Source organism: Nocardioides maradonensis, assembly GCF_054777115.1.
This window is the reverse complement of record NZ_BAAHAZ010000019.1, coordinates 74531-97625: the sequence shown is the minus strand read 5'-3', so window position 1 is coordinate 97625 and position 23095 is coordinate 74531. Positions and strand designations below refer to the sequence as shown.

General features: G+C 71.0%; 21 protein-coding genes. 7 read left to right on the top strand and 14 right to left on the bottom strand.

The genetic code is table 11. The annotated features are described in order from the left end of the window. Positions 1 to 99: 99 nt before the first annotated feature. The gene (locus ACYVAQ_RS19715; RefSeq protein ID WP_460792197.1) at positions 100 to 561 is read right to left on the bottom strand and encodes a hypothetical protein; all 462 of its coding nucleotides are present in this window, start codon (positions 559 to 561) and stop codon (positions 100 to 102) included. Positions 562 to 710: 149 nt separating this feature from the next. Here ACYVAQ_RS19715 and ACYVAQ_RS19710 point away from each other — a divergent pair, with 149 nt between their 5' ends. Then, positions 711 to 941: a DUF7336 domain-containing protein gene (locus ACYVAQ_RS19710; protein WP_460792196.1), complete on the top strand. Its 231-nt coding sequence runs from the start codon at positions 711 to 713 to the stop codon at positions 939 to 941. On the opposite strand, the gene ACYVAQ_RS19705 is transcribed toward ACYVAQ_RS19710, so the two are convergent. Continuing rightward, positions 920 to 1774 (bottom strand): hypothetical protein, encoded by an 855-nt coding sequence (locus tag ACYVAQ_RS19705; RefSeq protein WP_460792195.1) that lies wholly within the window; start codon positions 1772 to 1774, stop codon positions 920 to 922. The genes ACYVAQ_RS19710 and ACYVAQ_RS19705 overlap by 22 nt on opposite strands. After that, a complete protein-coding gene (locus ACYVAQ_RS19700; RefSeq protein ID WP_460792194.1) occupies positions 1767 to 2429 on the bottom strand; it encodes a hypothetical protein in 663 nt (220 codons plus the stop codon). The genes ACYVAQ_RS19705 and ACYVAQ_RS19700 overlap by 8 nt, the downstream gene beginning before the upstream one ends. 89 nt (positions 2430 to 2518) lie before the next feature. Here ACYVAQ_RS19700 and ACYVAQ_RS19695 point away from each other — a divergent pair, with 89 nt between their 5' ends. Further along, positions 2519 to 3226, top strand: coding sequence for an aspartate/glutamate racemase family protein (locus ACYVAQ_RS19695; RefSeq protein ID WP_460792193.1), 708 nt, complete (start codon positions 2519 to 2521; stop codon positions 3224 to 3226). Between the two features lie 24 nt (positions 3227 to 3250). Here the strand turns inward: ACYVAQ_RS19695 and ACYVAQ_RS19690 are convergent, their stop codons facing one another. The 9 genes from ACYVAQ_RS19690 to ACYVAQ_RS19650 all read right to left on the bottom strand — a co-directional run bounded on the left by ACYVAQ_RS19690 (position 3251) and on the right by ACYVAQ_RS19650 (position 12969). After that, the gene (locus ACYVAQ_RS19690; RefSeq protein ID WP_460792191.1) at positions 3251 to 3442 is read right to left on the bottom strand and encodes a hypothetical protein; all 192 of its coding nucleotides are present in this window, start codon (positions 3440 to 3442) and stop codon (positions 3251 to 3253) included. Further along, complete coding sequence (locus tag ACYVAQ_RS19685) at positions 3439 to 3660, bottom strand: DUF7218 family protein (RefSeq protein WP_460792190.1); 222 nt, start codon at positions 3658 to 3660, stop codon at positions 3439 to 3441. Before ACYVAQ_RS19685 ends, ACYVAQ_RS19690 begins: the two co-directional genes overlap by 4 nt. Before the next feature lie 170 nt (positions 3661 to 3830). Then, positions 3831 to 4343, bottom strand: a complete 513-nt coding sequence (locus tag ACYVAQ_RS19680; protein WP_460792189.1) for a hypothetical protein — start codon at positions 4341 to 4343, stop codon at positions 3831 to 3833. Between the two features lie 151 nt (positions 4344 to 4494). Continuing rightward, positions 4495 to 5415: a methylenetetrahydrofolate reductase gene (locus ACYVAQ_RS19675; RefSeq protein ID WP_460792188.1), complete on the bottom strand. Its 921-nt coding sequence runs from the start codon at positions 5413 to 5415 to the stop codon at positions 4495 to 4497. A 9-nt stretch (positions 5416 to 5424) separates the two neighbouring features. Beyond that, on the bottom strand, positions 5425 to 6444 hold the full coding sequence (locus ACYVAQ_RS19670) for a Rieske 2Fe-2S domain-containing protein (RefSeq protein WP_460792187.1): 1020 nt from the start codon (positions 6442 to 6444) through the stop codon (positions 5425 to 5427). Beyond that, positions 6441 to 8852 carry a cytochrome P450 gene (locus ACYVAQ_RS19665; RefSeq protein ID WP_460792186.1) on the bottom strand — a complete coding sequence of 804 codons (2412 nt, stop codon included), beginning with the start codon at positions 8850 to 8852 and terminating at the stop codon, positions 6441 to 6443. Before ACYVAQ_RS19665 ends, ACYVAQ_RS19670 begins: the two co-directional genes overlap by 4 nt. Positions 8853 to 8956: 104 nt before the next feature. Then, the gene (locus tag ACYVAQ_RS19660) at positions 8957 to 10288 is read right to left on the bottom strand and encodes an adenylate/guanylate cyclase domain-containing protein (RefSeq protein WP_460792185.1); all 1332 of its coding nucleotides are present in this window, start codon (positions 10286 to 10288) and stop codon (positions 8957 to 8959) included. A 54-nt stretch (positions 10289 to 10342) separates the two neighbouring features. Then, entirely contained in the window at positions 10343 to 11515 is a 1173-nt protein-coding gene (locus ACYVAQ_RS19655; RefSeq protein WP_460792183.1) for a PucR family transcriptional regulator, read from the bottom strand. Positions 11516 to 11571: 56 nt separating this feature from the next. Continuing rightward, entirely contained in the window at positions 11572 to 12969 is a 1398-nt protein-coding gene (locus ACYVAQ_RS19650) for an amino acid permease (RefSeq protein ID WP_460792182.1), read from the bottom strand. Between the two features lie 209 nt (positions 12970 to 13178). Here ACYVAQ_RS19650 and ACYVAQ_RS19645 point away from each other — a divergent pair, with 209 nt between their 5' ends. Then, positions 13179 to 13661: an SRPBCC family protein gene (locus ACYVAQ_RS19645; RefSeq protein WP_460792181.1), complete on the top strand. Its 483-nt coding sequence runs from the start codon at positions 13179 to 13181 to the stop codon at positions 13659 to 13661. 178 nt (positions 13662 to 13839) lie between these two features. On the opposite strand, the gene ACYVAQ_RS19640 is transcribed toward ACYVAQ_RS19645, so the two are convergent. Continuing rightward, the gene (locus ACYVAQ_RS19640; RefSeq protein ID WP_460792180.1) at positions 13840 to 14313 is read right to left on the bottom strand and encodes an SRPBCC family protein; all 474 of its coding nucleotides are present in this window, start codon (positions 14311 to 14313) and stop codon (positions 13840 to 13842) included. 45 nt (positions 14314 to 14358) lie between these two features. Here ACYVAQ_RS19640 and ACYVAQ_RS19635 point away from each other — a divergent pair, with 45 nt between their 5' ends. The 4 genes from ACYVAQ_RS19635 (at position 14359) to ACYVAQ_RS19620 (ending at position 21800) form a co-directional block, all read left to right on the top strand. Then, on the top strand, positions 14359 to 14742 hold the full coding sequence (locus tag ACYVAQ_RS19635) for a hypothetical protein (RefSeq protein ID WP_460792179.1): 384 nt from the start codon (positions 14359 to 14361) through the stop codon (positions 14740 to 14742). A 169-nt stretch (positions 14743 to 14911) separates the two neighbouring features. Beyond that, positions 14912 to 15343, top strand: a complete 432-nt coding sequence (locus tag ACYVAQ_RS19630; protein WP_460792178.1) for a hypothetical protein — start codon at positions 14912 to 14914, stop codon at positions 15341 to 15343. A 7-nt stretch (positions 15344 to 15350) separates the two neighbouring features. Beyond that, a complete protein-coding gene (locus tag ACYVAQ_RS19625; RefSeq protein ID WP_460792177.1) occupies positions 15351 to 16124 on the top strand; it encodes an SGNH/GDSL hydrolase family protein in 774 nt (257 codons plus the stop codon). A 162-nt stretch (positions 16125 to 16286) separates the two neighbouring features. Beyond that, positions 16287 to 21800 (top strand): ATP-binding protein, encoded by a 5514-nt coding sequence (locus tag ACYVAQ_RS19620; RefSeq protein ID WP_460792176.1) that lies wholly within the window; start codon positions 16287 to 16289, stop codon positions 21798 to 21800. Here the strand turns inward: ACYVAQ_RS19620 and ACYVAQ_RS19615 are convergent. Next, on the bottom strand, positions 21797 to 23065 hold the full coding sequence (locus tag ACYVAQ_RS19615) for an RNA polymerase sigma factor (protein WP_460792175.1): 1269 nt from the start codon (positions 23063 to 23065) through the stop codon (positions 21797 to 21799). The two genes, ACYVAQ_RS19620 and ACYVAQ_RS19615, sit on opposite strands and share 4 nt — an antisense overlap. Positions 23066 to 23095 lie beyond the last annotated feature (30 nt).

The following is a 23095-nucleotide window of genomic DNA, read 5'->3' as shown; positions in this document are numbered from 1 at the left end:
CCTGTTCTCTAGATCTTGAGCAATCCAGAGACTGTCTTCCGTGGCCCACACCTACGCGCAGGCACACCGGGTGTCACCCCAACCCGTGATCCCTAAGCCCTAGCCACCCCAGCCGTTCAACTGCGCTACGACTGCATCGACCCACGTCTTATGCAGATGAGCGTCACGCGCTCCGCTGTTAATCGACCTCATGACGATGGTACGGCCGTTGCTGACGTGCGCCACCAGCACGACATGTGGCGTGCGCATGTACGGAAGCGGCACCAGGCGTGCTTCGAAGCGAGTCCCTTCCAGCTTGAACTTCCAAGTCCGCATCGCTCCGAAGACCACCACGTCGTTGCCCGTGACCCAGACCGTGCCCGCACGAGTGCCGCGCCATGCTGCCCACATCGCCCCAACTGCGAAAGCGCCGGACATCGCCTGCAGGAATATGCCGCCACGCCCAGGAACAAAGATCGGGACTGCCAGCACAACAGCGGACACCAACAAGAGCACCACGTAGACCCACCAGGAGTGCCGAGATCCGTAGAAGACATGCCGGTCTGCGGGCTCAGGCGTCACCGCCCCATCATGCTCCGGCGCGGCGACGACCCGCAGTCGAATACATCCCGCCCTGTCGTGCCGTGACGGCTGCGTCCTTCCGCCGCGAGCCGGACAGGACGAATCTGCCAGCTGGCAGCCGCGCGCCTTGCCCGTGGCACGATGCGAAGGTGAACGCACCAAGTCACGTGTGGCTGCTTTGGCATGGCGACGACATCTATGACGAGACGCCTGAGGCGAAGCTGCTTGGGGTCTACGCATCGGAGGAGCTGGCTCGCGAGCGGATCGAACGCTGCGCTCGACTCCCGGGATTTCGAGATCATCCAGAGGCGTTCGAGATTGCTCGCTACGAAGTCAATCGAGACGAGTGGTCTGAGGGCTACGTCGTGCTGACGGGTTGACCACGGTGCTGCGCCGCGAAGGCCGCGTCATTCCGCCGCGAGTGATGCTGCAGGCGGGGGTCAGGCCGTGAGGATTCGGAGCGCGACCTGTCCGTCGGCCCGCCCATCTGGGGGCAGCGCGCGCCAGACCCAGGCCTCATCGTGCAATGCCCGGCGATCGCCGTGAGCCGGGACTTGTCCGATCCGGCGAACTGCTCACGAAGCGCGTAAGGATCGTCGATGCATGCCAGCAAGAGCGCGGCGTCCTGTACGTGACGCTCCTTGTCGCGGGCGTCGGTCTGATACGCGGCAGCCTTGAGGATCAGGGCGCCGAACGGCGACGGCACGCTGACCGTCGTGGTGCGGTCGGGGGTGATGCCCATCCGCGCGTTGATCGGTCGCCGCAGCGCCCGGGTACCACCTTCGATCACCATCATGTCCTTGCCGCGCAGCTTCTCGACCACTCGCGGAGCGGCGTGGTCGGCCACCAGCACGTCGACGACATCGGATCCACTGGTGACGAGGTCGACCCGCGACTCCGCCCGCGTGAACCGATGGGCGACCCTGTTTCGCTCGTCGATCGACGGGCTGAACACGTAGCCGATCGACTCCAGTGCGCGGGCTGCCTCGGAGGCCACGCCTCGGGTCGTCTCCACATGGAGCACGATGTCGACGTCATTGGTTGGCCGCAGGGCGTCGATGCCGCGGTAGATCCCGTGAAGCTGGGTCATGAGACCGCCGACGAGAGTCCACTTCTCATGCGGGAGCACGGCTTCGATCTCGGCGACGTTCAGCCACGGGCCGACCCAACCGCCGGGCGGGCTCGGCACGTCGATGGTCGGGCGCTCAGCCACGGAAGTCCTCCAGCGCCTGGTCGAGCGCTTCGAGGCCTGCCCGCCTCTCACGTACATCCAAGGACTCCGCCAGGTCCAACGCCGCGAGTACGACGCCGCGACCAGCTAGGTCGCGAACGAGATCGAGCGAGGTAGTCGTGGCTCGGAGCGTCACGCGACCTTCGTCATCGCGAATCAGGCCGTGACGAGACACGACTCGGGCAACGTCACCGGCCGCGAGATAGCCGTCGATGTCGTTGGTTTCAGCCAGTCCGAGCTGCCCAGCCACATTCGCCGGATACACCAGTTCCCCAAGCAGATACCGGCCGGCGCTCGAATGTGCGCGGTACCGGGTCACGGCAGCCCTCCCTCGGGTGCGCTCGACCAGGCCGGTACTCGACAGCTCGCGGAGCCGTGCCTTCAGCCTGGTCCGTTGCCTCGATCCCAGCCACTCCGCATCGGCTCCGGCGAGCAGCGCGAGCGCTCCCCAAGCAGTGGACTCTGACCACGCCCGACGGCGGGACTCGCCGCGGACAGCCAGGAATCGGTCGACCGAGCTCTCGTCGATCACCCCGCGGGCGACCTGACGCAGGTCTCCCTTGGCGACGAGGTGCTGCACCTGTCGCGTCGAGACGCCCAGCCGTTCGGCGACGGTCGAGACAGCCACAAGAACCACGACAGACAGTTTCGCATATGCGAAGTTGTCTGACCACTAGCGCTGGAACGAAATGGTGAACTCGTAGGCTGGAATAGGGCGCCCGCCTGATGCGGAGCCTGGTCGTCAACCCGAACACCACCGGGTCGATGACCGCGCTCATCGGGGCGTGCGCGGGCGCTGCCGTGAGCGGGCCGGGCGTGACCGTCGACGCGGTCAGCCCGGCCCGCGGACCCGTGTCGATCGAGAGCCATCGCGACGAGGTGCTCGCTGCCGTCGGCGTCGTCACGACGATCGAGGCGGCTGAGGCCGCCGGCTACGACGGCTTCGTCATCGCGTGCTTCGGCGATCCGGGCCTGCTCGCTTCCCGCGAGGTGGCGAACGGCCCGGTGGTCGGCATCGCCGAGGCGGCCATGCGCACCGCCGGCTACCTCGGACGCAGCTTCAGCGTGGTGACGACGCTCGCGCGCACCGTCGGCCACGCCTGGGACATCGCACGCCAGTACGGCGTCGCCGACCTCTGCGCCGGCATCCACGCCTGCGAGATCGCCGTGCTGGACGTCGCGACGGACCCCACCGCGCGTGCCCGGATCCTCCAGGTGTGCAAGCAGGCATTCCTCGACGACGGCTCCGACGTGATCGTGCTCGGCTGCGCGGGGATGGCCGACCTCTGCTCCGAGATGTCGGTCGAGCTCGGCGTACCGGTCATCGACGGGGTGGCCGCCGCGACGGCCGAGGTCGAGAAGCTCGTCCGCCTCGGGCTGCGCACCAGCAAGCACGGCGAGCTCGCGCCTCCGCCCCGCAAGGAGATCCTGTGAACGGGTCGTCTCGGTGTCTGTCGCTCAGCGCTCGCCAGCGTCGTCGGTCGTCGGATCCTGGTCGTCGGCCGGCCGTGCGACACCGCCGCCGCTGACGACGTACCCCTCCTCGGGGTCCTCGTCCGGCCGCAGCTCCTCCGGCGGATCCCCCATCGCCGGAGCTCCCAGCGTGCCTCCCCTGCCCGAGCCGGCGCGCGGATCGTCCTGGCCGCTCACCGGTGGGACGCCTTCCCACCCTTGCGCCCGGCCTTGACCTTCTGCGCGTGCGTGCCGCCCTGGGAGCTGTCACCACTCCCGGAGTGGCTCTTCTCGCCCCCGTGCTTCGACGCGTCGGACGAGTTCGCGATCCGCGCCGCCCGCTCCTTCGACATGCCCTTGTCCTTCAGGGCCTCGTACTGCTTCTCGTTCTTCACGTTCGCGCTCTTGCTCGGCATCGGTCCTCCTCGGGTCCGGTGGTGGCTGCCGCGTCCCGGTACCCGCGGTTCGCCTCGGCTCACCTCCACCGGCATCAATCCGCCGCTTGTGAACGCCCAGATCTGCCGCGAAACGCGCCCAGCTTCTGTGCAAGCGGAAGGCGCTGAGTAATGCGCGGCCCGTGGGCACATCAGGTAGCACGACAGATCGCCGGAAGGCTTCCAACCACGCCGTAGCCGAAGAAGCGGACCGATGGACTGTCTCGCGGCGTCAGCAGAAGGTCGTGGACGACCAGACCAGTGATGTCCCTACGAGTTGCGCCGAGGACGATCCGCGCGCCCGGGGCCCACGAGCGTGGCTCGGCGCCGCGCTTCTTGCTCCACGAGTCCGGGGTGAACACGAACTCGAACGTCTGGGTGACGGCAAGTGACCCAGCGAACCGAGCGGCTCGACCGTCGGTGGTCCGGCACCGAACCCGGGCACCCCAGGCGATCCGACCAGCCTCAACGTCGGCCACGAGACGCGAGGCAGCAGACAACGCCTGACCCCGGAGATAGGCAATGGTGCCCAGCGCGCCCGTGATGGCGGCGCCGAGGTACGCCGCCCCTGACAGCGGGCCTGCAGCGTTCGCAGCGCCCACTACCTCGATGACGATGAGCGCGATCCACACCGCTGCCACGAGAGGCCTCACGACGCCCATCATCGCGCCCACTCGTGCGCTCTGCTGCCCGATCGGCGGATCTGCGGGTGAGCCGCGGCTCGGAGGCGATCGCAACGGGCATGGTGGCATCGCGCTTGTGTCACCGCTCGCCAGCTCCTCTGCGCCTACGCCGGTCGCGACCGACTGCGTTCGGTCAGGAGCGCAGGCGGGCGGCGAGCTGGGCCGCGAGCTCGACGGAGGCTTCGATCTCCTCGCGGCGGATGGAGACGCTCTCGACGTTGAGGCCGAACGGTACGCCGAGGCGGTCGCAGAAGTCGGCGAGCTCCTCGGCCGTCGCGGCGGCCTGCTCCAGCGAGGCGCGGAGCGGGTTGGTGGCGTGGCGGAGGTCGTTCTCGATCCATCGGGGGACGTCGACGCCGAGCCAGCGGAGGAACTCGAGGGTCTTCATCGAGCCGCACACCGAGAAGGTGAAGACGATCGGGACCGGGGCGAGCCCGCGCTCCGAGCACTCGTAGCGGTAGTCGGAGACCAGGTTCTTGGCGGCGTTCAGGTCGTAGACGACCTGGGTCACGAAGAAGCGGCAGCCCGCCTCCTGCTTGGCGATCAGGCGCAGGTGCTCGTTGTCGCGGCGGCTGTGGCGCTCGGGGATCGCCACTCCCCCGAGCAGCAGGTCCGGGTTGGCATCGGCACGCAGCGCCTGCGCCTCGCTCAGGGACACCGGCGCGGAGACGCCGCTCGATGCGGCGCCGACCATCACCGTCAGCGTGCGCTGCGGGTCCTGGTCGGCGAGCCAGCTGCGCAGCCCCTCGCGCTGGTACTTCCCCACCGCCCGGTAGACGACGACCGGGGTCGGCCAGTCCTGCAGGTGATCGGCACGGTACGCCGACGGGTCGATCGTCGGGCTGAACGGGAACGGCCGCTCGGCCTGGTTCCGCGAGCTCTCGTCGTCGATGTCGTAGAGCACCAGTCCGTCCAGGTCGAGGCCCTCGAGGCGCTCGATCGTGGCCCGGGCGATCTCCGGCAGGCGCTCGGCCGGCGTCGACTCCCGAGGGGGCGTGATGGCGAAGAGGACGAAGCCCCCGCGACCCGAGGCGATGCGTTCGACGACCTGCACGCCGCGAGGTTAGCGGGTTCCGGAGCCGCGCTCGTCCTCCACCATCGAGGTCAGGATCCGTCGCGCCCGTACGGCGGCGCGGTCGGCCTTGACGTTGAAGTACCGCCGTGGCGTGGTGTCCTCGTCGCGGCAGCGCTGGACCGTCTCGAGCACGGCCGTGTCGCGGTCGGCCATCTCGTGGAAGACCGCGGCCAGCTGGGCGCCCGCGTCCGGCGACACCGACGAGCCGCGCCACGAGATCTGCAGGAAGACGTGGGTCCGGCCTGTGGTCTCCGGCGTGAAGCCGTGGGTGCGGACCAGCTCCAGCTCGGGGCCGTCGGGTCCGCTGATCGTGTACGTCTGCTGGTGCAGGCCGGGCGTCACGAACGTCCCGGTCTCCCGGCGACCGAACGAGCCGACGCTGTCGATGCCGGAGACCAGTGCCTCCCACGGCGCCAACGGTGCCTTCGGCAGCTCGCGCAGGTAGGAGACCGACACCTCCGAGACCTCGACCTCCTCGAGCGGCGGCAGCGCCTCGATGCCCGGCGGCACCAGCTCGGGGTGCATCTCGAAGACGTTGGTCAGGTCGAGGTAGTGCTCGTGCAGCAGGCCGAGTTCGGCCGCGACGGTACGTCGCTCCCCCACGCTGCTCCAGCCGTCGCCCGCGAGCCACGGCGTCGCCGGGGGCGGCCGGAGCCGCTCGCCGCCGCGGGTGCCGGTCCAGACCCAGACGAAGGGCCCGCGCTCGACGACGGGGAACGCGCGCACGCGGGCGCCCGCGGGCGGGTTGTCCTGCGAGGGGACACGGACGCAGCGGCCGGTCGCGTCGTACGTGCAGCCGTGGTAGCCGCACACGACGAGGTCGCCCTCGCGGTGGCCGGCCGAGAGCGGGTACGGCCGGTGCGCGCAGCGGTCCTCGAGGGCGGCGATCGAGCCGTCGGCGAGCCGGAACAGCACGACGTGGGTGTCGACGACGCGTCGCGTGGTGAAGCCGTCGCCGACCTCGTCAGAGGTCGCGGCGACGTACCAGCACTCCCGGGGATAGCTCATACGTCCAGCACCAGCTTCTTCGACAGCGAGCGGGAGACGCAGAGCATGATCGTGTCGCCACGCTCGCGCTCCGCCTTGGACAGGATCGAGTCGCGGTGGTCGGGCGTGCCCTCGAGCACGTCGGCCTCGCAGGTGCCGCAGATGCCCTCCATGCACGACCCGAGTACATCGACGCCGGCCTTCTCGACCGCGTCGAAGATGGACGTGCCCTCGGGCACGGTCACGGTCACGCCCGAGCGCGAGCACTCCACCTCGAAGGAGTCGAGCGCGTCCTCCGACGCGTCGACCTTCTTGGCCGCGAACCGCTCGATGTGCAGGCTGCCGTCCGGCCATCCCGCGCACCCCTCCTCGACGGCGTCGAGGAGCGGACCGGGGCCGCAGCAGTAGACCAGCGTGTCCGGCCGCGGCGTGCCGAGCACGGAGGCGAGGTCGAGCAGGCCCTTCTCGTCCTGCGGCCAGACCGTCACCCGGGGGTCGCCCTCGAGCCGGTCGAGGAACGCCATCGACGCGCGCGAGCGACCGCCGTACAGCAGGCTCCACTCCGTGCCCCGCGCCTCGGCCGCCTCGATCATCGCGAGGATCGGGGTGATGCCGATGCCGCCGGCGATGAACTGGTAGCGCGGCGACGCCACGAGCGGGAAGTGGTTGCGCGGACCGCGTACCCGGACCGTCGCGCCTTCCGCCAGCTTGTCGTGGACGTACGCCGATCCGCCCCGGCTCGTCGGGTCGCGGAGGACGCCGACCTTCCAGGAGGTCGCGTCGGCGGCGCTGCCGCACAGCGAGTACTGCCGCGTCAGCGACGGGCTGAGGACCAGGTCGACGTGGGCGCCGGCCGTCCACGACGGCAGCTGGGCGCCGGACGGGTCCGCGAGGGTGAGCTCGACGATCCCGTCGGCCACCTCGCGACGACCCGCGACCTGCAGGTCGAGCTCGGTCTCCTGGGTCGTGGTGACCCAGCCCTCGCGGGAGCGGTTCGGCGCGGGGCGGGCCGCGGCGACGGCCTCCTTGCGGGCACGCGGCCGGGGCTCCTGCCCGAGCGGCGTGAGCCGGACCATCATCTTCGTGTAGCCGCGGACGAAGTTGGACTGGAGGTACTCCGGCTCCTCGACGACCTCGATGTCCGCGAAGCGCGCGAGCAGCTCCTCCCACAGGATCCGCAGCTGCATCTCGGCGACCCGGCTCCCCATGCAGCGGTGGACGCCGATGCCGAAGGAGAGGTGGTGGCGGGCGTTGGGGCGGTCGATGACGAAGTCGTCGGGGTTCTCGAAGGTGCGCTCGTCGCGGTTGGCCGAGGCGTACCACATGACGACCTTGTCGCCCTTGCGGATGAACTGGCCGTTGAGGACGGTGTCCTTGGTCGCGATCCGGCGCATGTAGGCCAGCGGCGTCTGCCACCGGATGATCTCGTGCACCAGCTTCGGGACCAGGCTGTGGTCGGCCTTCAGCCGCTCGAACTGATCGGGGAACTGGTTGAGCGCGTAGACACCGCCCGACATCGAGTTGCGGGTCGTGTCGTTGCCGCCGACCACGAGCAGGATCAGGTTGCCGAGGAACTCCATCGGCCGGTTGATCAGGTCCTTGGTGTCCTCGGACATCTGCATCAGCGTGATCAGGTCGTAGCCCGGCTTCTCGCCGGCGGCGCGGCGCGCGGCCTTGTCGTGCCACAGCGCGCTGAAGCTCTTCGCCATGTCGGCGACGCCCGTGTACAGCTCGTCCATGTCGACGGGGCCGCCGGTCGCGCCGGCGCTGGCGCCGGCCAGCTCGGTCCAGTAGACGAGCTTGCGGCGCTGGTCGTAGGGGAAGTCGAGCAGCGTGGCGAGCATCCGCGAGGTGAGCTCGATGCTGACCTTGTCGACCCAGTCGAAGGGCTCGTCGACCGGCAGGCTGTCCAGGACCTCCTGCACGCGCGAGCGGATCAGCCCCTCCATCTCCTCGAGGTTCTGGGGGGCCACGACGCCCTGGACGGCGCCCCGCTGCTGGTCGTGGCGCGGCGGGTCCATCGCGATGAACATCTCGATGTCGAGTCCCTCGGGCGGCGTACCGATGACGATCTGCGGCTCGGCGGAGTAGGTCTCGAAGTCCTTGTCCACGGTGATGATGTCGTCGTACCGCGTGATCGACCAGTACGGCCCGAAGGCGCTGTTCGCCTGGAAGTGGACCGGCACCTCGTCCCGCAGCCGCTTGAAGTACGGCAGCCACTGGCCCTGGCGGTAGAGGAACGGGTTGCTGACGTCGATCTCGGTCAGCTCGAGCGTGTCGACGTCGGGGAGCACCTCGTCGGCGAAGACCGGCTGGTCGTCCCCGACCACCCGCCGCTTCACCTTCGTGAAGAGGTGGAGGCCCTGGACCTGCCGCTCCATGGGGATCGTCGCCTGGGCCTTGGTGATGACCTTGTCGAGCACTCGCATCTCACCAAAGTAGGCCTTCTCAGGCCTGTCCGTACGTGGCGTGGTGAACGAGCTTCCCGACCCCGGCTGTCACGGTGCACAAGAGCTCGGGGTGAGCGGCCGGGTCAGCCGTCGACGGCGTACAGGCGCCAGGTGTCGGGGATGCCCTTGAGCTCGTGCTCGCCGCGCTCGGCGAAGGCGATACCGGAGCCGGCGACGAGGTCCTTCACGGTGCTGGAGACGAGGACCTCGGAGGCGCCGGCCTTGGCGCCGACCCGGGCCGCGATGTGGACGGCGATCCCGGCGACGTCGTCGCCGACGAGCTCGACCTCGCCGGTGTGCAGGCCGACCCGGATCTCGATGCCGAGCGGCTTCACGGCCTCGACCAGCGCGAGGCCGCAGCGGATCGCGCGCGCCGGGCCGTCGAAGGTCGCGAGCATGCCGTCGCCGAGGGTCTTGACCTCGACACCGCGGAAGCGGGCGAGCTCGCGGCGCAGCACCGCGTTCTGCTGGTCGAGCAGGTCGCGCCACGCCCGGTCGCCCAGCTCACCGGCCAGCACCGTCGAGCCGACGATGTCGGTGAACATGACGGTGGCGAGGACACGGTCGACCTCGACGGCACGTCGTACGCCGGTGAGGAACTCCTCGATCTCGTCGATCACCGCGTCGGCGTCGCCGGCGTACATGGTGTGGTCGATGCCGGGGAGCTCGACGTACCGGGCACCGGGGATCTGGGTGGCCATCCACGCGGCGCCGAGGTGGTTGACCGCGCGATCGCCCTTGCGGTGCAGGACCAGGGTGGGCACGTTGATCGTCGGCAGGACCGCGCGGACGTCGATGTCCATGAACATGAGGTAGCTCTGGGCGAGCATCGCGGGGGTGGCGCCGTACCGCTGGAACTTGGCGAACGTCTCGACCGCCTGCGGGTCGTCCTGGAGGCTGGGCGCCATCACCTCGATCATCGCGCCCTCGTAGAGGTAGGGCGTCATCTCCAGGGACGCCTCGAGGAGGTCCTCGGCGGGCGTGGCCCAGGGGTAGTCGGGCGCCCAGGTCGAGCGCGCCATCGCGCCGTACAGGACGAGCTCGGAGACGCGGTCGGGGTAGGTGGCGGCGTACAGGATCGAGAGCGGAGCTCCCTCGGAGACGCCCAGGATCGCCGCATGGGTCGAGCCCACGGCGTCCATGACCGCGCGCAGGTCGTCCATCCGCTCCTCGAGGGTGATGCTGCCCTCGACCGGGTCGGACAGGCCGTTGCCGCGCTTGTCGAACATGATCACCCGGGCGAACGAGGCCAGCCGCTCGATGATGTGGACCGCCGGCGGGACCTCCCAGACGAGCTCGACGTGCGAGATGTAGCCCGGCACGTAGAGCACGTCGATCGGCCCGTCGCCGACGACCTGGTAGGCGATGGACACGTCGCCGGACCGCGCGTACTGCGTCTTGGGCCACGCGATCATCGCGGCGACGCCCCTCGGAGGGTCATGGGGGCATTGTGGCGCACCGGCCGCGGGTCAGGGCTGGACGGCGACGAGCCCGAGCACCGGGGCGAGCGTGAGGCCGAGGTGCAGCCGCAGCTGGTCCTCGCCGTCGGTGAGGTCCAGGCCGGTGACCTTGCCGATGCGCTGGAGCCGGTAGTACACCGTCTGCCGGTGCACGCTCAGCTGCTCGGCGGCCCGTTGCACGTTGCCGCCCGCGCGCAGGTAGGTGAGCGCGGTGGTGCGGAGGTCGGGGTCGTCGAGCTCGAGCAGGCGTCGTACGGCGTCGTCGACGACCGCCTCGGTGAGGACCGCCTCGGGCCCGCAGGCCAGGAGGCGGTAGATGCCGAGGTCGGCCCACGCCGCGACCGGACGACGTTCGGGGACCGCGGTCAGCACGCGCGCGGCGAGGCGGGCCTGGCGCCAGCTGGTGCGCAGGTCGGCGAGGTCGGGGGTGGGTACGCCGATGCCGGCCACGAGGTCGACCGAGTGGTCCTCGGGCAGGCCGTCGAGGTAGAGCTCACGCGTGGTGCGCGCCAGCTCCTCGGCGGTTCGGACGTCCCCCTCCGGCACGGGGACGAGCAACGTCGTGTGGTCCGGCCCGGTCCAGGCGATGACCGAGCTGGGCAGCGTCCACACGTTGATGGGTACGGCGTCCGCGGTCGGTCGCCGCACGACCTGCAGCTCGACCACGGCGACCGGCACCCCGCGCCGCACGATCCGGCGTGCGTCGATCTCCTCGGCCGCCCGCTCGACGGTGTCCGGGTCGGTGGACAGCAGGTCCTGCAGGAGGATGCCGAGGTCGCTGCGGTGCCGCGCCTGCTGCGCCATCAGCGCACCGGCCTGCTCGGCGAGCTCCATCGCGGCCGGCAGCAGCGCGTCGTCGATGTCGCCGTCGTCGATCGCCCACAGGTAGCCGTAGGTCACGCCGCGCCAGCGCGCGGGCAGGCAGAGCCGGGGCAGCACTCCCATCGCGGGCTCGGCGGGCGTGAGCACCGGACCGGTGGCCGTGGTGATGCCGAAGCCCTCGAACCAACGACGGACGTCCGCGCCGGAGCCGCGCTCGAGGATGGACCGCTGGCGCACGTCGTCGACCTCGGCACGGTGGGAATGGAACGCCACCATCGCGAAGGTGCGGTCCTCCAGGGTCACGGGGTGCGCGAGCAGCCGGGAGACCTCGTCGACGATGTTCTGGAGCTCCGGGCGCACCCACCCATCATCGACCACGCCATTCGGGTCATCGGCCGGGCGGTGCGGAGCGATCGTCAGGAGAGCTCCGCGACCGGGGTCGACGGGACGGCGCCGGCGGCGCGGGCGCTGATCCGGCCGCGCAGCGCGGCGTACGCGACGAGCACGAGGCCCCACGACGCGAGGCTGCAGAGGATCTGCACGCGGGTCGAGGAGTCGACGTACATCGAGATGAGGATGCCGATGATCGCGGCGGCCGCGAGGATCGGCAGGGCCGGGTAGAACCACATCTTCACGATGAGCCGCTCGGGCGCCTCGCGCTCCAGCCGACGCCGCATCACCAGCTCGGAGCAGCAGATCAGCAGGTAGACGAAGAGGATGACGGCACCCGAGGAGTTGAGCAGGAACAGGAAGACCTTGTCCGGGGAGGTGTAGGCGGCGATCACCGAGACGAAGCCGATGATCGTCGACAGCAGGATCGCCCGAGCCGGGACGCCCCGCTGGGTCACGGCGCTGACCGAGGCCGGCGCCTGGCCCTTGGTGGAGAGCATGAAGAGCATCCGCGACGCCGTGTAGAGCCCGGAGTTGAGGCACGAGAGGACCGCGGTGAGGACCACGAAGTTCATCACCTGCGCGGCGGCCGGGACACCCATGGCGTCGAAGGCCGTCACGAACGGCGAGGACAGGACGGACTGCGAGTTCCAGGGCAGGATCACCACGAGGAGGAACACCGAGCCGACGTAGAAGGTCGCGACCCGGAAGATGACGGAGTTGGTGGCGCGGACGACGGCTCGCTCGGGCTCCGCGGACTCGGCCGCGGCGATGGTCGCGATCTCGGCACCGACCATGGAGAACACGACGATCGCGATGCCGGAGGCGATCGACCCGAAGCCGTGCGGCATGAAGCCGCCGTGCGCGGTCAGGTTGGAGAAGTCGGCGTGCCGCCCGGGCCAGAGCCCGAGCACGAAGGCGAGCCCGGCGAGGATGAAGACCAGGATGCAGGCGACCTTGATCGTGGAGAACCAGTACTCGAACTCGCCGTACGAACGGACCGAGAAGAGGTTCGTCGCGGTCATCAGCACCAGCAGGCCCAGCGCCATGATCCAGAGGGGTACGCCGGGCAGCCACCGCTGCAGGATCGCCGCGCCCGCGACCGCCTCGAAGCCGACGACGATCACCCAGAAGTACCAGTAGAGCCAGCCCACCGAGAAGCTCGCCCAGCGGCCGAGGGAGCGCTCCGCGTAGTCGGAGAACGACCCGGCCGACGGCTCCGCGACGGCCATCTCCCCCAGCATCCGCATGACCAGGACGATGAGGATCCCGGTCGCCGCGTAGCTGAGGAACGCCGCCGGCCCCACGCCGTTGATGACCGTGCCGGACCCGACGAACAGGCCTGCCCCGACCACGCCGCCGATGGCGATCATCGAGAGATGGCGTTGCTTGAGGCCCGGACGAAGCGTGGTGGCCGATGACATGGGGCGACTCCTACCCGTTGGAGGTACCGAACTCTGGCTCCCGACCCTAGGTGACGCCGGTCACGCGAGCGATCGCCATCTGTCTGAAGGTGGTGTGCCGGGGTCAGACAGATGCCCAACGGGATCCGATTCTCTGCGGGCATGTCGAGAACCGACTGACGGCTCCGTCCCTGGGGTGACAGCAGCACGAGACCCCAGGAGGAACCACCATGAACACCACCGCGACCATCGAGCTCCGCCGCAGCCTGCCCGTCTCCCCGGAGCGGATCTGGGAGCTCTGGACCACCCCCGAGGGCATCTCCGCCTGGTGGGCTCCCGACGGCTTCCGCACCACCGTCGACAGGCTCGACCTCCGCGTCGGCGGCGCGCTCGACCACACGATGACCGCCACCGGGCCGGAGCAGATCGCCTTCATGGAGCAGGCCGGGATGCCGCTCTCGACCAGCTCGCACAAGGAGCTCACCGAGGTCGTCGAGCCGCACCGGCTGGCCTACCTGTCGCTCATCGACTTCGTGCCTGGGCAGGCGCCGTACCAGCACCTGACCGTCGTCACGCTCGAGCGGACCGCGACCGGCACCGACGTCGTCATGGAGTGCGAGCCGCTGCACGACGAGGAGTGGACCCAGCGCATCGTCGCGGGTCGGACCAACGAGCTCGACAACCTCGAGCGCCTGGTGGCTGCCGAGCGCTGATCGCCGGTGGTCTAGTCCGGGTTCCCTATTTCCCGCGTTTCCGATGACAGGACGCCGACGAGCGAGGGACGGTAGGAGGAGCTCCCCGCGGTCGCCGAGCCGCGACGAGTCGCCCACGTCTGCGGTGCCCCCATAGCCGCGGGCGTGCGGTGTTTTTGGGGGCGGGCCAGCTGCACGGCTACCGGGTCAGGCCGGCGACGTACCTCGTCGTGTCGGCGAACAGCCGACCGACGAGGACGGCGTTGAGGGGGCCGCCGGGGCGGCCGAGGGGTGACGGGGCGACCGCCACCTTCCAGGTGAAGCGGCAGGTGTCCGAGCCGGTCGGCTCGACCTCGTAGTACTCCGCGAAGCTGGTGAAGATCGGCAGGTTCACCCGCGTGAAGTGGAAGGCGAACCGGCGGCCGTCCTCCCAGAGGAAGAAGAGCTCGTCGGCGTGCATCAGGCCGAGCAGGCTGACGTGGCGCTGCGCGCCGACGCCGTACGGCGCCGGGGAGAGCCAGTCGAGCCTCAGCCCGCGGCACCAGTGCAACGGGTCCTCGACCAGGTCGTCGCTGAAGAAGGTCTCGGCGGACCGCGGGACGTCCCAGGTCTGCTCGAACCGCTGCGGCGCGGTGTCGAAGAAGGTGAGGTCGACCGGTGCGCAGGTGGGCATGGTCGGAACCTAGCCGCCCCAGGCGTCGGCGAGGAGGATGTCGACGTGGCTGAAGGCGCAACGGGTTACTCCGACGTGGCGATGCGGGTCGGCATCTTCTGCCGTCCGGACGGCTTCAACGCGGTGTCGACGGGGTGGCCCTTCGGCAGCCTGACCTACGGACAGGTCGGCGTGGCGGTGTCCGCACCAGGCATCGTGTCGGCGGCGGTCCGGCGTCGGTTCGCCTGGGCGGACGTGGTCCACGCCGAACGGACGTCTCACGGAGTGCGGTTCCGATTCGGCGACCGCGCCAGCACCATCGTGGTGACGACGTTGTCCGGTCGGAATCGGCGGCTGCTGGCCGAGGCTGCCCGCCAGCACTGCGTCGAGGGTGTGTACAGCGACGAGGTGCACCGGCTGCACTGGTGGCGCTGGGATCCGGACGAGTAGCTCGAACCGTCGAGAGCTGTGCGGCTTCGACGGATGTGGGGAAGATCCGCGCCACCGGGTGGACTCAGATCTCCCCGCGACCGGATCGGAGACCGCTACGACAGGTCGACGACGGCGCGGATGGTGTCGCGCCGCATCGCCTCGAGGATCGAGGCGATGGTCTACCCGGGTGCAGGGGGCGGGCGGTCGCGACCTGGAGGCGTTCTGGACCGAGAACCGCTTCCAGGCCTACCGCGGTGTGAGCGTCCTCGGCTTCCCGAACTTCTTCGCGATCCTCGGGCCCTACGGCTACAACGGCTACAACGGCTACAACGGCTCGTCGTACTTCGATCTCATCGAGACCCAGTCGGCGCACATCGTCCGCCTGCTCAAGGCAGCCCGGAAGCGCGGCGCGAGCCGGATCGGCTACTTCGCCAGCGTGCTCGGGCGCCGGGACAAGCAGGTGTTCTTCCAGGGCCAGTGCTCCACGGCGAACAGCTACTATTTCGACGAGCACGGCGACGTACCGCTGCGACCGGCGTCCACCCTGGAGACGATGTGGGACGCGGCCCATTTCCCGCTCGACGACTACGCCTTCACGACACCGGTCGGCTCGGCATAATGAAGCAGTGCTGTTCCACCGGTACGTCGCCCTCGGGGACTCCCAGACCGAGGGGCTGAACGATCTCGACGCGCATGGGGGCATCCGCGGCTGGGCCGACAGGTTCGCCGTCTACCTGGCCGAGAGCAACCCGGACCTGCTCTACGCCAACCTCGCGATCCGCGGCCGGCGCACGAAGCGGATCCGCGCCGACCAGCTCGAGCCCGCGCTCGCGCTGAACCCGGACCTGGTGAGCGTGATGGCGGGCGCGAACGACGTGCTCGGCTCGTTCGACCTCGCCGAGACGATGACCGACCTCGAGGACATGTACGCCGCCCTGCGCGGCATCGGCGCCACCGTCATCGGCTGCACGTTCCCCGACCCGGGCGCCACCTTCAGCATCGCCGGGCACCTCACCCCGCGGGTGCGTGACCTCAACGCGGCGATCCGCGAGGCCGCGGCGCGGCACGGCGTGGTGCTCGTCGACTTCGAGGAGTACCCCGCGGTCAACGACCCGCGCTGGTGGAGCTTCGACCGGCTGCACCTCAACACCGCGGGGCACACCCGGCTCGCGACGGCGTTCGCCGACGTGCTCGGCGTACGACCCGACCCGTCGTGGCAGGAACCGCTGCCGCCGCTGTCGGCGCGCGCCTGGTGGCGCAGCCGGGTCGAGGACGCCCAGTGGCTGGGCCGGTTCTGGGTGCCGTGGTTCGTCCGGCACGTCCGCGGCCGCTCGACCGGGGACAACCGTCTGCCCAAGCGACCGGTGCTCGAACCGGTCCTGCCGATCGCGGAGGCCTGAGCGGCGCAGGGGCCCGTCATGTGACGGTCAGGTAAACAATATGAGGCAATCCTCACGTAATATTTGAGCCTTTCCTCATCTTTTGCGAGGATGTGTCCGGCAGCCACCGCTGCCGACCGACGCGTCCTCCCCGGGCGCTTCTCCCGACCCCGGAGGTAGCTGGTGTTCTCACGAATCGCGATCGTGAACCGAGGAGAGGCCGCGATGCGGCTCATCCACGCCGTCCGGGACCTCGCCGCGGCGGGGCAGGACCTCACCTCGATCGCGTTGTACACCGACGCGGAGCGGCACGCGACCTTCGTGCGCGAGGCCGACGAGGCCCACGGCCTCGGCCCCGCCTCCGCGCGGCCCTACCTGGACCTCGAGGTCCTCGAGCGCGCCCTCGTCGCCACCCGCGCCGACGCGGTCTGGGTCGGCTGGGGCTTCGTCGCCGAGGACCCGGCCTTCGTCGACCTGTGCGACCGCCTCGGCATCACGTTCATCGGCCCCGGCTCCGACGCGATGCGCCAGCTCGGCGACAAGATCGGGTCCAAGCGGATCGCGGAGAAGGTCGGCGTACCGGTCGCGCCGTGGAGCAACGGCCCGGTCGACACCCTCGAGGAGGCACTGGCGGCCGCCGAGCGGATCGGCTACCCGATGATGCTCAAGGCGTCCGCCGGTGGTGGCGGCCGCGGCATCCGCAAGGTCACCACCCCCGCCGAGCTCACCGACGCCTACCAGCGCACCCGCGACGAGGCCGAGCGTGCCTTCGGCAGCGGCGTCGTCTTCCTCGAGCGCGTCGTCACCGGCGCGCGCCACGTCGAGGTGCAGCTCATCGCCGACAGCCACGGCACCGCCTGGGCCCTGGGCGTCCGCGACTGCTCGGTGCAGCGGCGCAACCAGAAGGTCATCGAGGAGTCCTCCTCGCCCCTGCTGTCCCGCGACCAGGTCGAGGAGCTCAAGGCCTCGGCCGAGCGCCTCGCGGTCGCGGTCGGCTACACCGGCGCCGGCACCGTGGAGTTCCTCTACCAGCCCGAGGAGCGCTCGTTCGCCTTCCTCGAGGTCAACACCCGGCTGCAGGTGGAGCACCCGATCACCGAGGTGACGACCTCGGTCGACCTCGTCAAGGCCCAGATCCACGTCGCCGCCGGCGGCGCGCTCGAGGGAGAGCGGCCGGTCGAGGCCGGCCACGCGATCGAGGCGCGGCTCAACGCCGAGGACCCCGACCGCGACTTCGCCCCGGCCCCCGGTCGGGTCGCGCTGCTCGAGCTGCCCAGCGGCCCGGGCGTACGCGTCGACACCGGGCTGGGCGAGGGCGACGTCATCCCCGCCGACTTCGACTCGATGATCGCCAAGGTCATCGCCTACGGCCGCGACCGCGACGAGGCGCTCGCCCGCCTGCGCCGGGCGATGGCGGAGACGACCGTCGTCATCGAGGGCGGCACCACCAACAAGGCCTTCATCCTCGACCTGCTCCAGCAGCCGGAGGTCGTCTCGGGCGAGCCGCAGTGGGCGGACACCGCCTGGATCGACCGGGCCCGGGACGAGGGCCGGCTCGTGTCCGACGACCACCGGGAGATCGCCCTGCTCACCGCCGCCGTCGCGGCGTACGACGAGCAGCTCGCGGTCGAGCGCACCCGCTTCCTCGAGACCGCGCACGGCGGCCGGCCGCAGGCCCAGCACGAGGTCGGCGAGCCGGTCGAGGTCAAGCTGCGCGGTACGACGTACCAGCTGACCACGCTGCAGCTCTCCCCCGGCCGCTACCGGATCACCGTGGCCGCGGGCGCCAGCTCCGCCACCGCCGACGTCGAGATCGAGTGGCTCGACGAGTTCCACGCCCACCTCGTCGTGGGTGGTCGCAAGCACCGCATCGTCTCGGCCGTGCACGGGACCGTGCACCTGGTCGAGGTCGACGGGGTCGCCCACCGGATCAGCCGCGACGAGGGCGGTGTCGTGCGGTCGCCCGCGCCGGCCCTCGTGGTCGCGACGCCGGCCGCCGTCGGTGACGTGGTGCAGGCCGGCGCCCCGCTGCTGGTCCTGGAGTCCATGAAGATGGAGACCGTCATCCCGGCGCCGGTCACCGCGCGGGTGCGCGACCTGCTGGTGATCACCGGCAGCCAGGTCGAGACCGGCGCGCCCCTGCTGCGGATCGAGCCGATCGCCGACGAGGCCGGCAGCGAGGGCGCGACCGACGCCGCGTGCGCCGACGTGGTCCTGCCCACCGACGGCGGCGCCACCTCGCTGCGCGACCGCGCCGAGCGGGCGCACGCGACCATCGCGGCCCAGCTCCTCGGGTACGACGTGCCGGCCGCCGACCGCCGCGACACGCTCAAGGAGTACCTGACCGCGCGCGACGAGCTGCGGGCGTCCGGGGAGTACGTCGTCTCCGACGACGTCGCCCTGGTCACGCTCTTCACCGACATCGCTGACCTGCACCGCGACCGTCCGGCCGACGACGAGCGGCGCAACGAGCTGCGGGTGCACAGCTCCCGCGAGCACTTCCACACCTTCCTGCGCAGCCTGGACGCCGACCGCGGCGGCCTGCCGGAGCACTTCCGCGAGCGGCTGTGCCGGGTCCTCGCGCACTACGGCGTGACCGGTCTCGACCGCTCGCCCGCGCTCGAGGAGGCCGTGTTCCGGATCTTCCTCGCCCAGCAGGGGCCGGCGACCGACGCCGACGTCGTGGTCGCCCTGCTCCAGCGCTGGATCGACGAGCCCGCGCCCGCCGACGCCGACCCCGCCGACGTACGTGCCCAGCTCGAGCGGCTCAAGGCGGCCACCCAGCGCCGCTTCCCGGCGGTCGGGGACCTGGCGCGCAGCATCCGGTTCCGCTGGTTCGACCAGCCGTTGGTCGACGCCGAGCGGGAGACGGTCGTCGCCGGCGTGCGCGACGAGGTCGCCGCGCTCGCCCACCCCGACGCCTCCGACCGCGCCGCGCGGATCGACGCGCTCGCCGCGATCCCGGAGAAGATCGTGGGCTTCCTCGGCGAGCGCATCGCGTCGGGTGCCGGTGCCCCCGAGCCGATGCTCGAGGTGATGACCCGCCGCCACTACCGCGAGACGGTCGGCGCCGTGACCGTGTCCGAGCGGGAGGGTCGCCCGTTCGTGGGCGCGACGTACGAGATCGACGGCGCGGCGCGGCACCTGGTGACGACCACCGGGACGTGGGACGAGCTGAGCGACCCGGCCTCCGCGCTGGTGCGCGAGCTGGCCGCGGCGCTCGCCGAGAGCGGCGCCCCTGCCGACGTCGTCGCCGACCTCTTCCTGCACTGGCCGTCCACCCCGGACTCCGCACCGGCCGTCACCGCCGCGCTCCGCGACGCGCTGGCCGCGTCCGGGCTCCTCGCCCTGGCCCGTCGGGTCACGGTCGCGGTCTGCCCGGGCGACGACACCCAGGTCGAGTACTACACCTTCCGCACCGACGACTCCGGCGAGGTCGTCGAGGACGAGCTGGTCCACGGCGTGCACCCGATGGTGGCCCGTCGCCTGGACCTCTGGCGGCTCCGCGACTTCCACATCACCCGGCTCGACGCGCCCCACGACGTGCTGCTCTACGAGTGCGTCGGCCGCGACAACCCCGAGGACCGGCGCCTGGTCGCGCTGGCCCAGGTGCGGCAGCTGGTCGTCGTCCGCGACGAGGACGGCCAGGTCACCGGCGTACCCCACGCGGAGCGGGCGATCGAGAACTGCCTCGAGGCGGTACGCCGGGCGCGCACCTCCCGCGGGGCGGCCGGCGTCAAGCTCGACCTCAACCACGTCTGGGTCCACGTGTGGCCCGTCGTGGACGCCGACCTCGACCAGATCACCGGCCTGCAGCGCAAGATCACGCCGCTGACCGACGCCGCCGGCATCGCCGAGGTCGTCGCGGTCGGCCGCGTCGCCGGCCCGGACGGTACGCCGGTCCCGATGTCGATCCGCTTCGCGTCCGGCCCGGGCGGCCGGGTGGTCAGCGCGATCGAGGCGCCGCCCACCGAGCCGCTGCGCACCCTGGACACCTACGACAGCCTCGTGCTGCGCGCCCGTCGCCGGGGCTTGGTCTACCCCTACGAGCTGCTCCCCTTGCTCACCGGCGCCCAGGGCTCGTTCGTCGAGCACGACCTCGACGACGCCCACCGGCTGGTGCCGGTGGACCGTCCGCGCGGCCTCAACAAGGCCGGCATCATCGCCGGTGTCGTGTCGACGCCGACGGCGCTGCACCCGGAGGGCGTCACCCGTGTCGTCCTGTGCGGCGACCCGACCAAGGCGCTCGGCGCGGTCGCCGAGGCGGAGTGCCGCCGGGTCATCGCCGCGATCGACCTCGCGGAGGAGATGGGCGTGCCCGTGGAGTGGTACGCCCTCTCCGCCGGCGCCCGGATCTCCATGGACTCCGGCACCGAGAACATGGACTGGGTGGCGGCCGGCCTGCGCCGGATCATCGAGTTCACCCAGGCGGGCGGCGAGATCAACGTGGTCGTCGCCGGCATCAACGTCGGCGCCCAGCCGTACTGGAACGCCGAGGCCACGATGCTGATGCACACGCGCGGCATCCTGGTGATGACCCCCGACAGCGCCATGGTGCTGACCGGCAAGCAGTCGCTCGACTTCTCCGGCGGCGTCTCGGCCGAGGACAACTTCGGCATCGGCGGCTACGACCGGGTGATGGGTGCGAACGGCCAGGCGCAGTACTGGGCCCCCGACCTGCCGGGTGCCTTCGACGTGCTGATGGCGCACTACGAGCACACCTACGTCGTCCCGGGCGAGCCCGGCCCCCGGCGTACGACGACGAACGACCCGACCGAGCGCGACATCCGCGACTTCCCGCACGTCGATCCCTCCAGCGACTTCACCACGGTGGGACAGATCTTCGACGCGGCGAGCAACCCGGACCGCAAGAAGGCGTTCGACATCCGCACCGTCATGCGGGCGGTGGCCGACCAGGACCACGAGACCCTGGAGCGCTGGGCGGGGATGGCCGACGCCGACACCGCGGTCGTGTTCGACGCCCACCTCGGCGGCCACCCGGTCTGCCTGATCGGCATCGAGTCCAAGCCCGTGCCGCGGCGCGGGTTCCCTCCCACGGACGGCCCGGACACCTACACCGGTGGCACGCTCTTCCCGCGCTCCTCGAAGAAGGCGGCGCGTGCGATCAACGCGGCCAGCGGCAACCGCCCGCTCGTGGTGCTGGCGAACCTGTCCGGCTTCGACGGCTCGCCCGACTCGATGCGCAACCTGCAGCTCGAGTACGGCGCCGAGATCGGCCGTGCCATCACGAACTTCGACGGCCCGATCGTCTTCGTCGTGATCTCGCGCTACCACGGCGGTGCCTTCGTGGTGTTCTCCAAGGCGCTCAACCCGCGGATGACCGTGCTCGCCCTGGAGGGCTCGTTCGCCTCGGTCATCGGCGGCGCGCCGGCTGCAGCGGTCGTGTTCTCGGCCGAGGTGGACAAGCGCACCGCCGCGGACCCGCACGTCAAGGAGCTGGAGCAGGAGCTGGCCGAGGCCACCGCGGCCGAGCGCGGTCGCCTCGCGATCGAGCTCAGCAGGCTGCGGGCCTCGGTCCGGGCGGAGAAGCTCAACGAGGTCGCCAGTGAGTTCGACGGCGTTCACGACATCCACCGGGCCGTGCGGGTGGGATCGGTCGACGCCGTGATCTCCGCCGAGCGGCTCCGGCCCGAGATCATCGGGGCGATCGAGCGGGGCCTCTCGGCGCAGTCCTAGGTGGCCGCGGCCTGCTCCGCGTCGCTCGCGCGGCGCAGGAGCAGCTCGCGCTCGCCCTGGTTCTGGGTGAGGGCGGCGGCGGCCCGGAAGGCGGCCGCCGCCTCGTCGTGCCGGCCGGCGCGGTCGAGCAGGTCGCCGCGGACGCTCGGCAGCAGGTACGACCCGGCGAGCGCGCCGTCGGGCAGCCGGTCGAGCACGGCGAGTCCGGCCTCGGGCGTGTGGGCGCGGCCGTGCGCGACGGCCCGGTTGACCTCGACGACCGGGCCGGGCGCGGCTTCGGCGAGGACGTCGTACAGGGCGGCGATGCGGGGCCAGTCGGTCTCCTCCGCGACCCGTGCGCGGGCATGGCACGAGGCGATCGCCGCCTGCAGGAAGTACCGACCGACCGGCCGTCCCTCGGCGGCCAGCCGCTCCGCGCGGGCCAGCGCGTCGAGCCCGCGCCGGATGAGCAGGTCGTCCCAGAGCCGCCGGTCCTGGTCCTCGAGGAGCACCGGCCGACCGTCGGCGTCGACCCGGGCCACGCCGCGCGAGGCCTGCAGCTCCAGCAGCGCCTGCAGGCCGTGCACCTCGGGCTCGTCGGGGACGAGCGACGCGAGCATCCGGGCCAGCCGGATCGCCTCGCGGGTGAGCTCGGGACGCATCCAGTCCTCGCCCGCCGTCGCGGCGTACCCCTCGTTGAAGACCAGGTAGATCACGGCCATCACGTCGTCGAGCCGGTCCAGCCGCTCCTGGCCCAGGGGGAGCTCGAGCTGCACCCCCGCGTCGGCCAGCGTCCGCTTCGCGCGGGAGATGCGCTGGCCCATCGTCTTCTCCGGGACGAGGAAGCCGCGCGCGATCTCCGCCGTCGTCAGGCCGCCCACCAGCCGCAGGGTCAGGGCCGCGCGCGACTCGGCGGTCAGCGACGGGTGGCAGGACAGGAAGATCAGCCGGAGGACGTCGTCCTCGATGAAGTCGACCTGGTCGGTGAGGTCGGGCATGCCGTCCTCCTCGCTCAGCTCGTGGCCGATCTCGGCCGTCTTGCGGCGCAGCGTGTCGGCGCGCCGGAACGAGTCGATCGCCCGGCGCTTCGCGGTGGTCATCAGCCACGCCGCGGGATTGGCGGGTACGCCGTCGGCGGGCCAGCGCTCGAGCGCGCTCAGCAGCGCGTCCTGGGCGAGGTCCTCGGCCAGGTCGAGGTCCCGGGTCATCCGGGTGAGGGCGCCGATCAGCCGGGCCGACTCGGCACGCCACGTCGCGGTGATGGTCTCCGCGGTGGTCTCGGCCATGCGGCCAGCCTAGGGACTCGCACCCCAGGC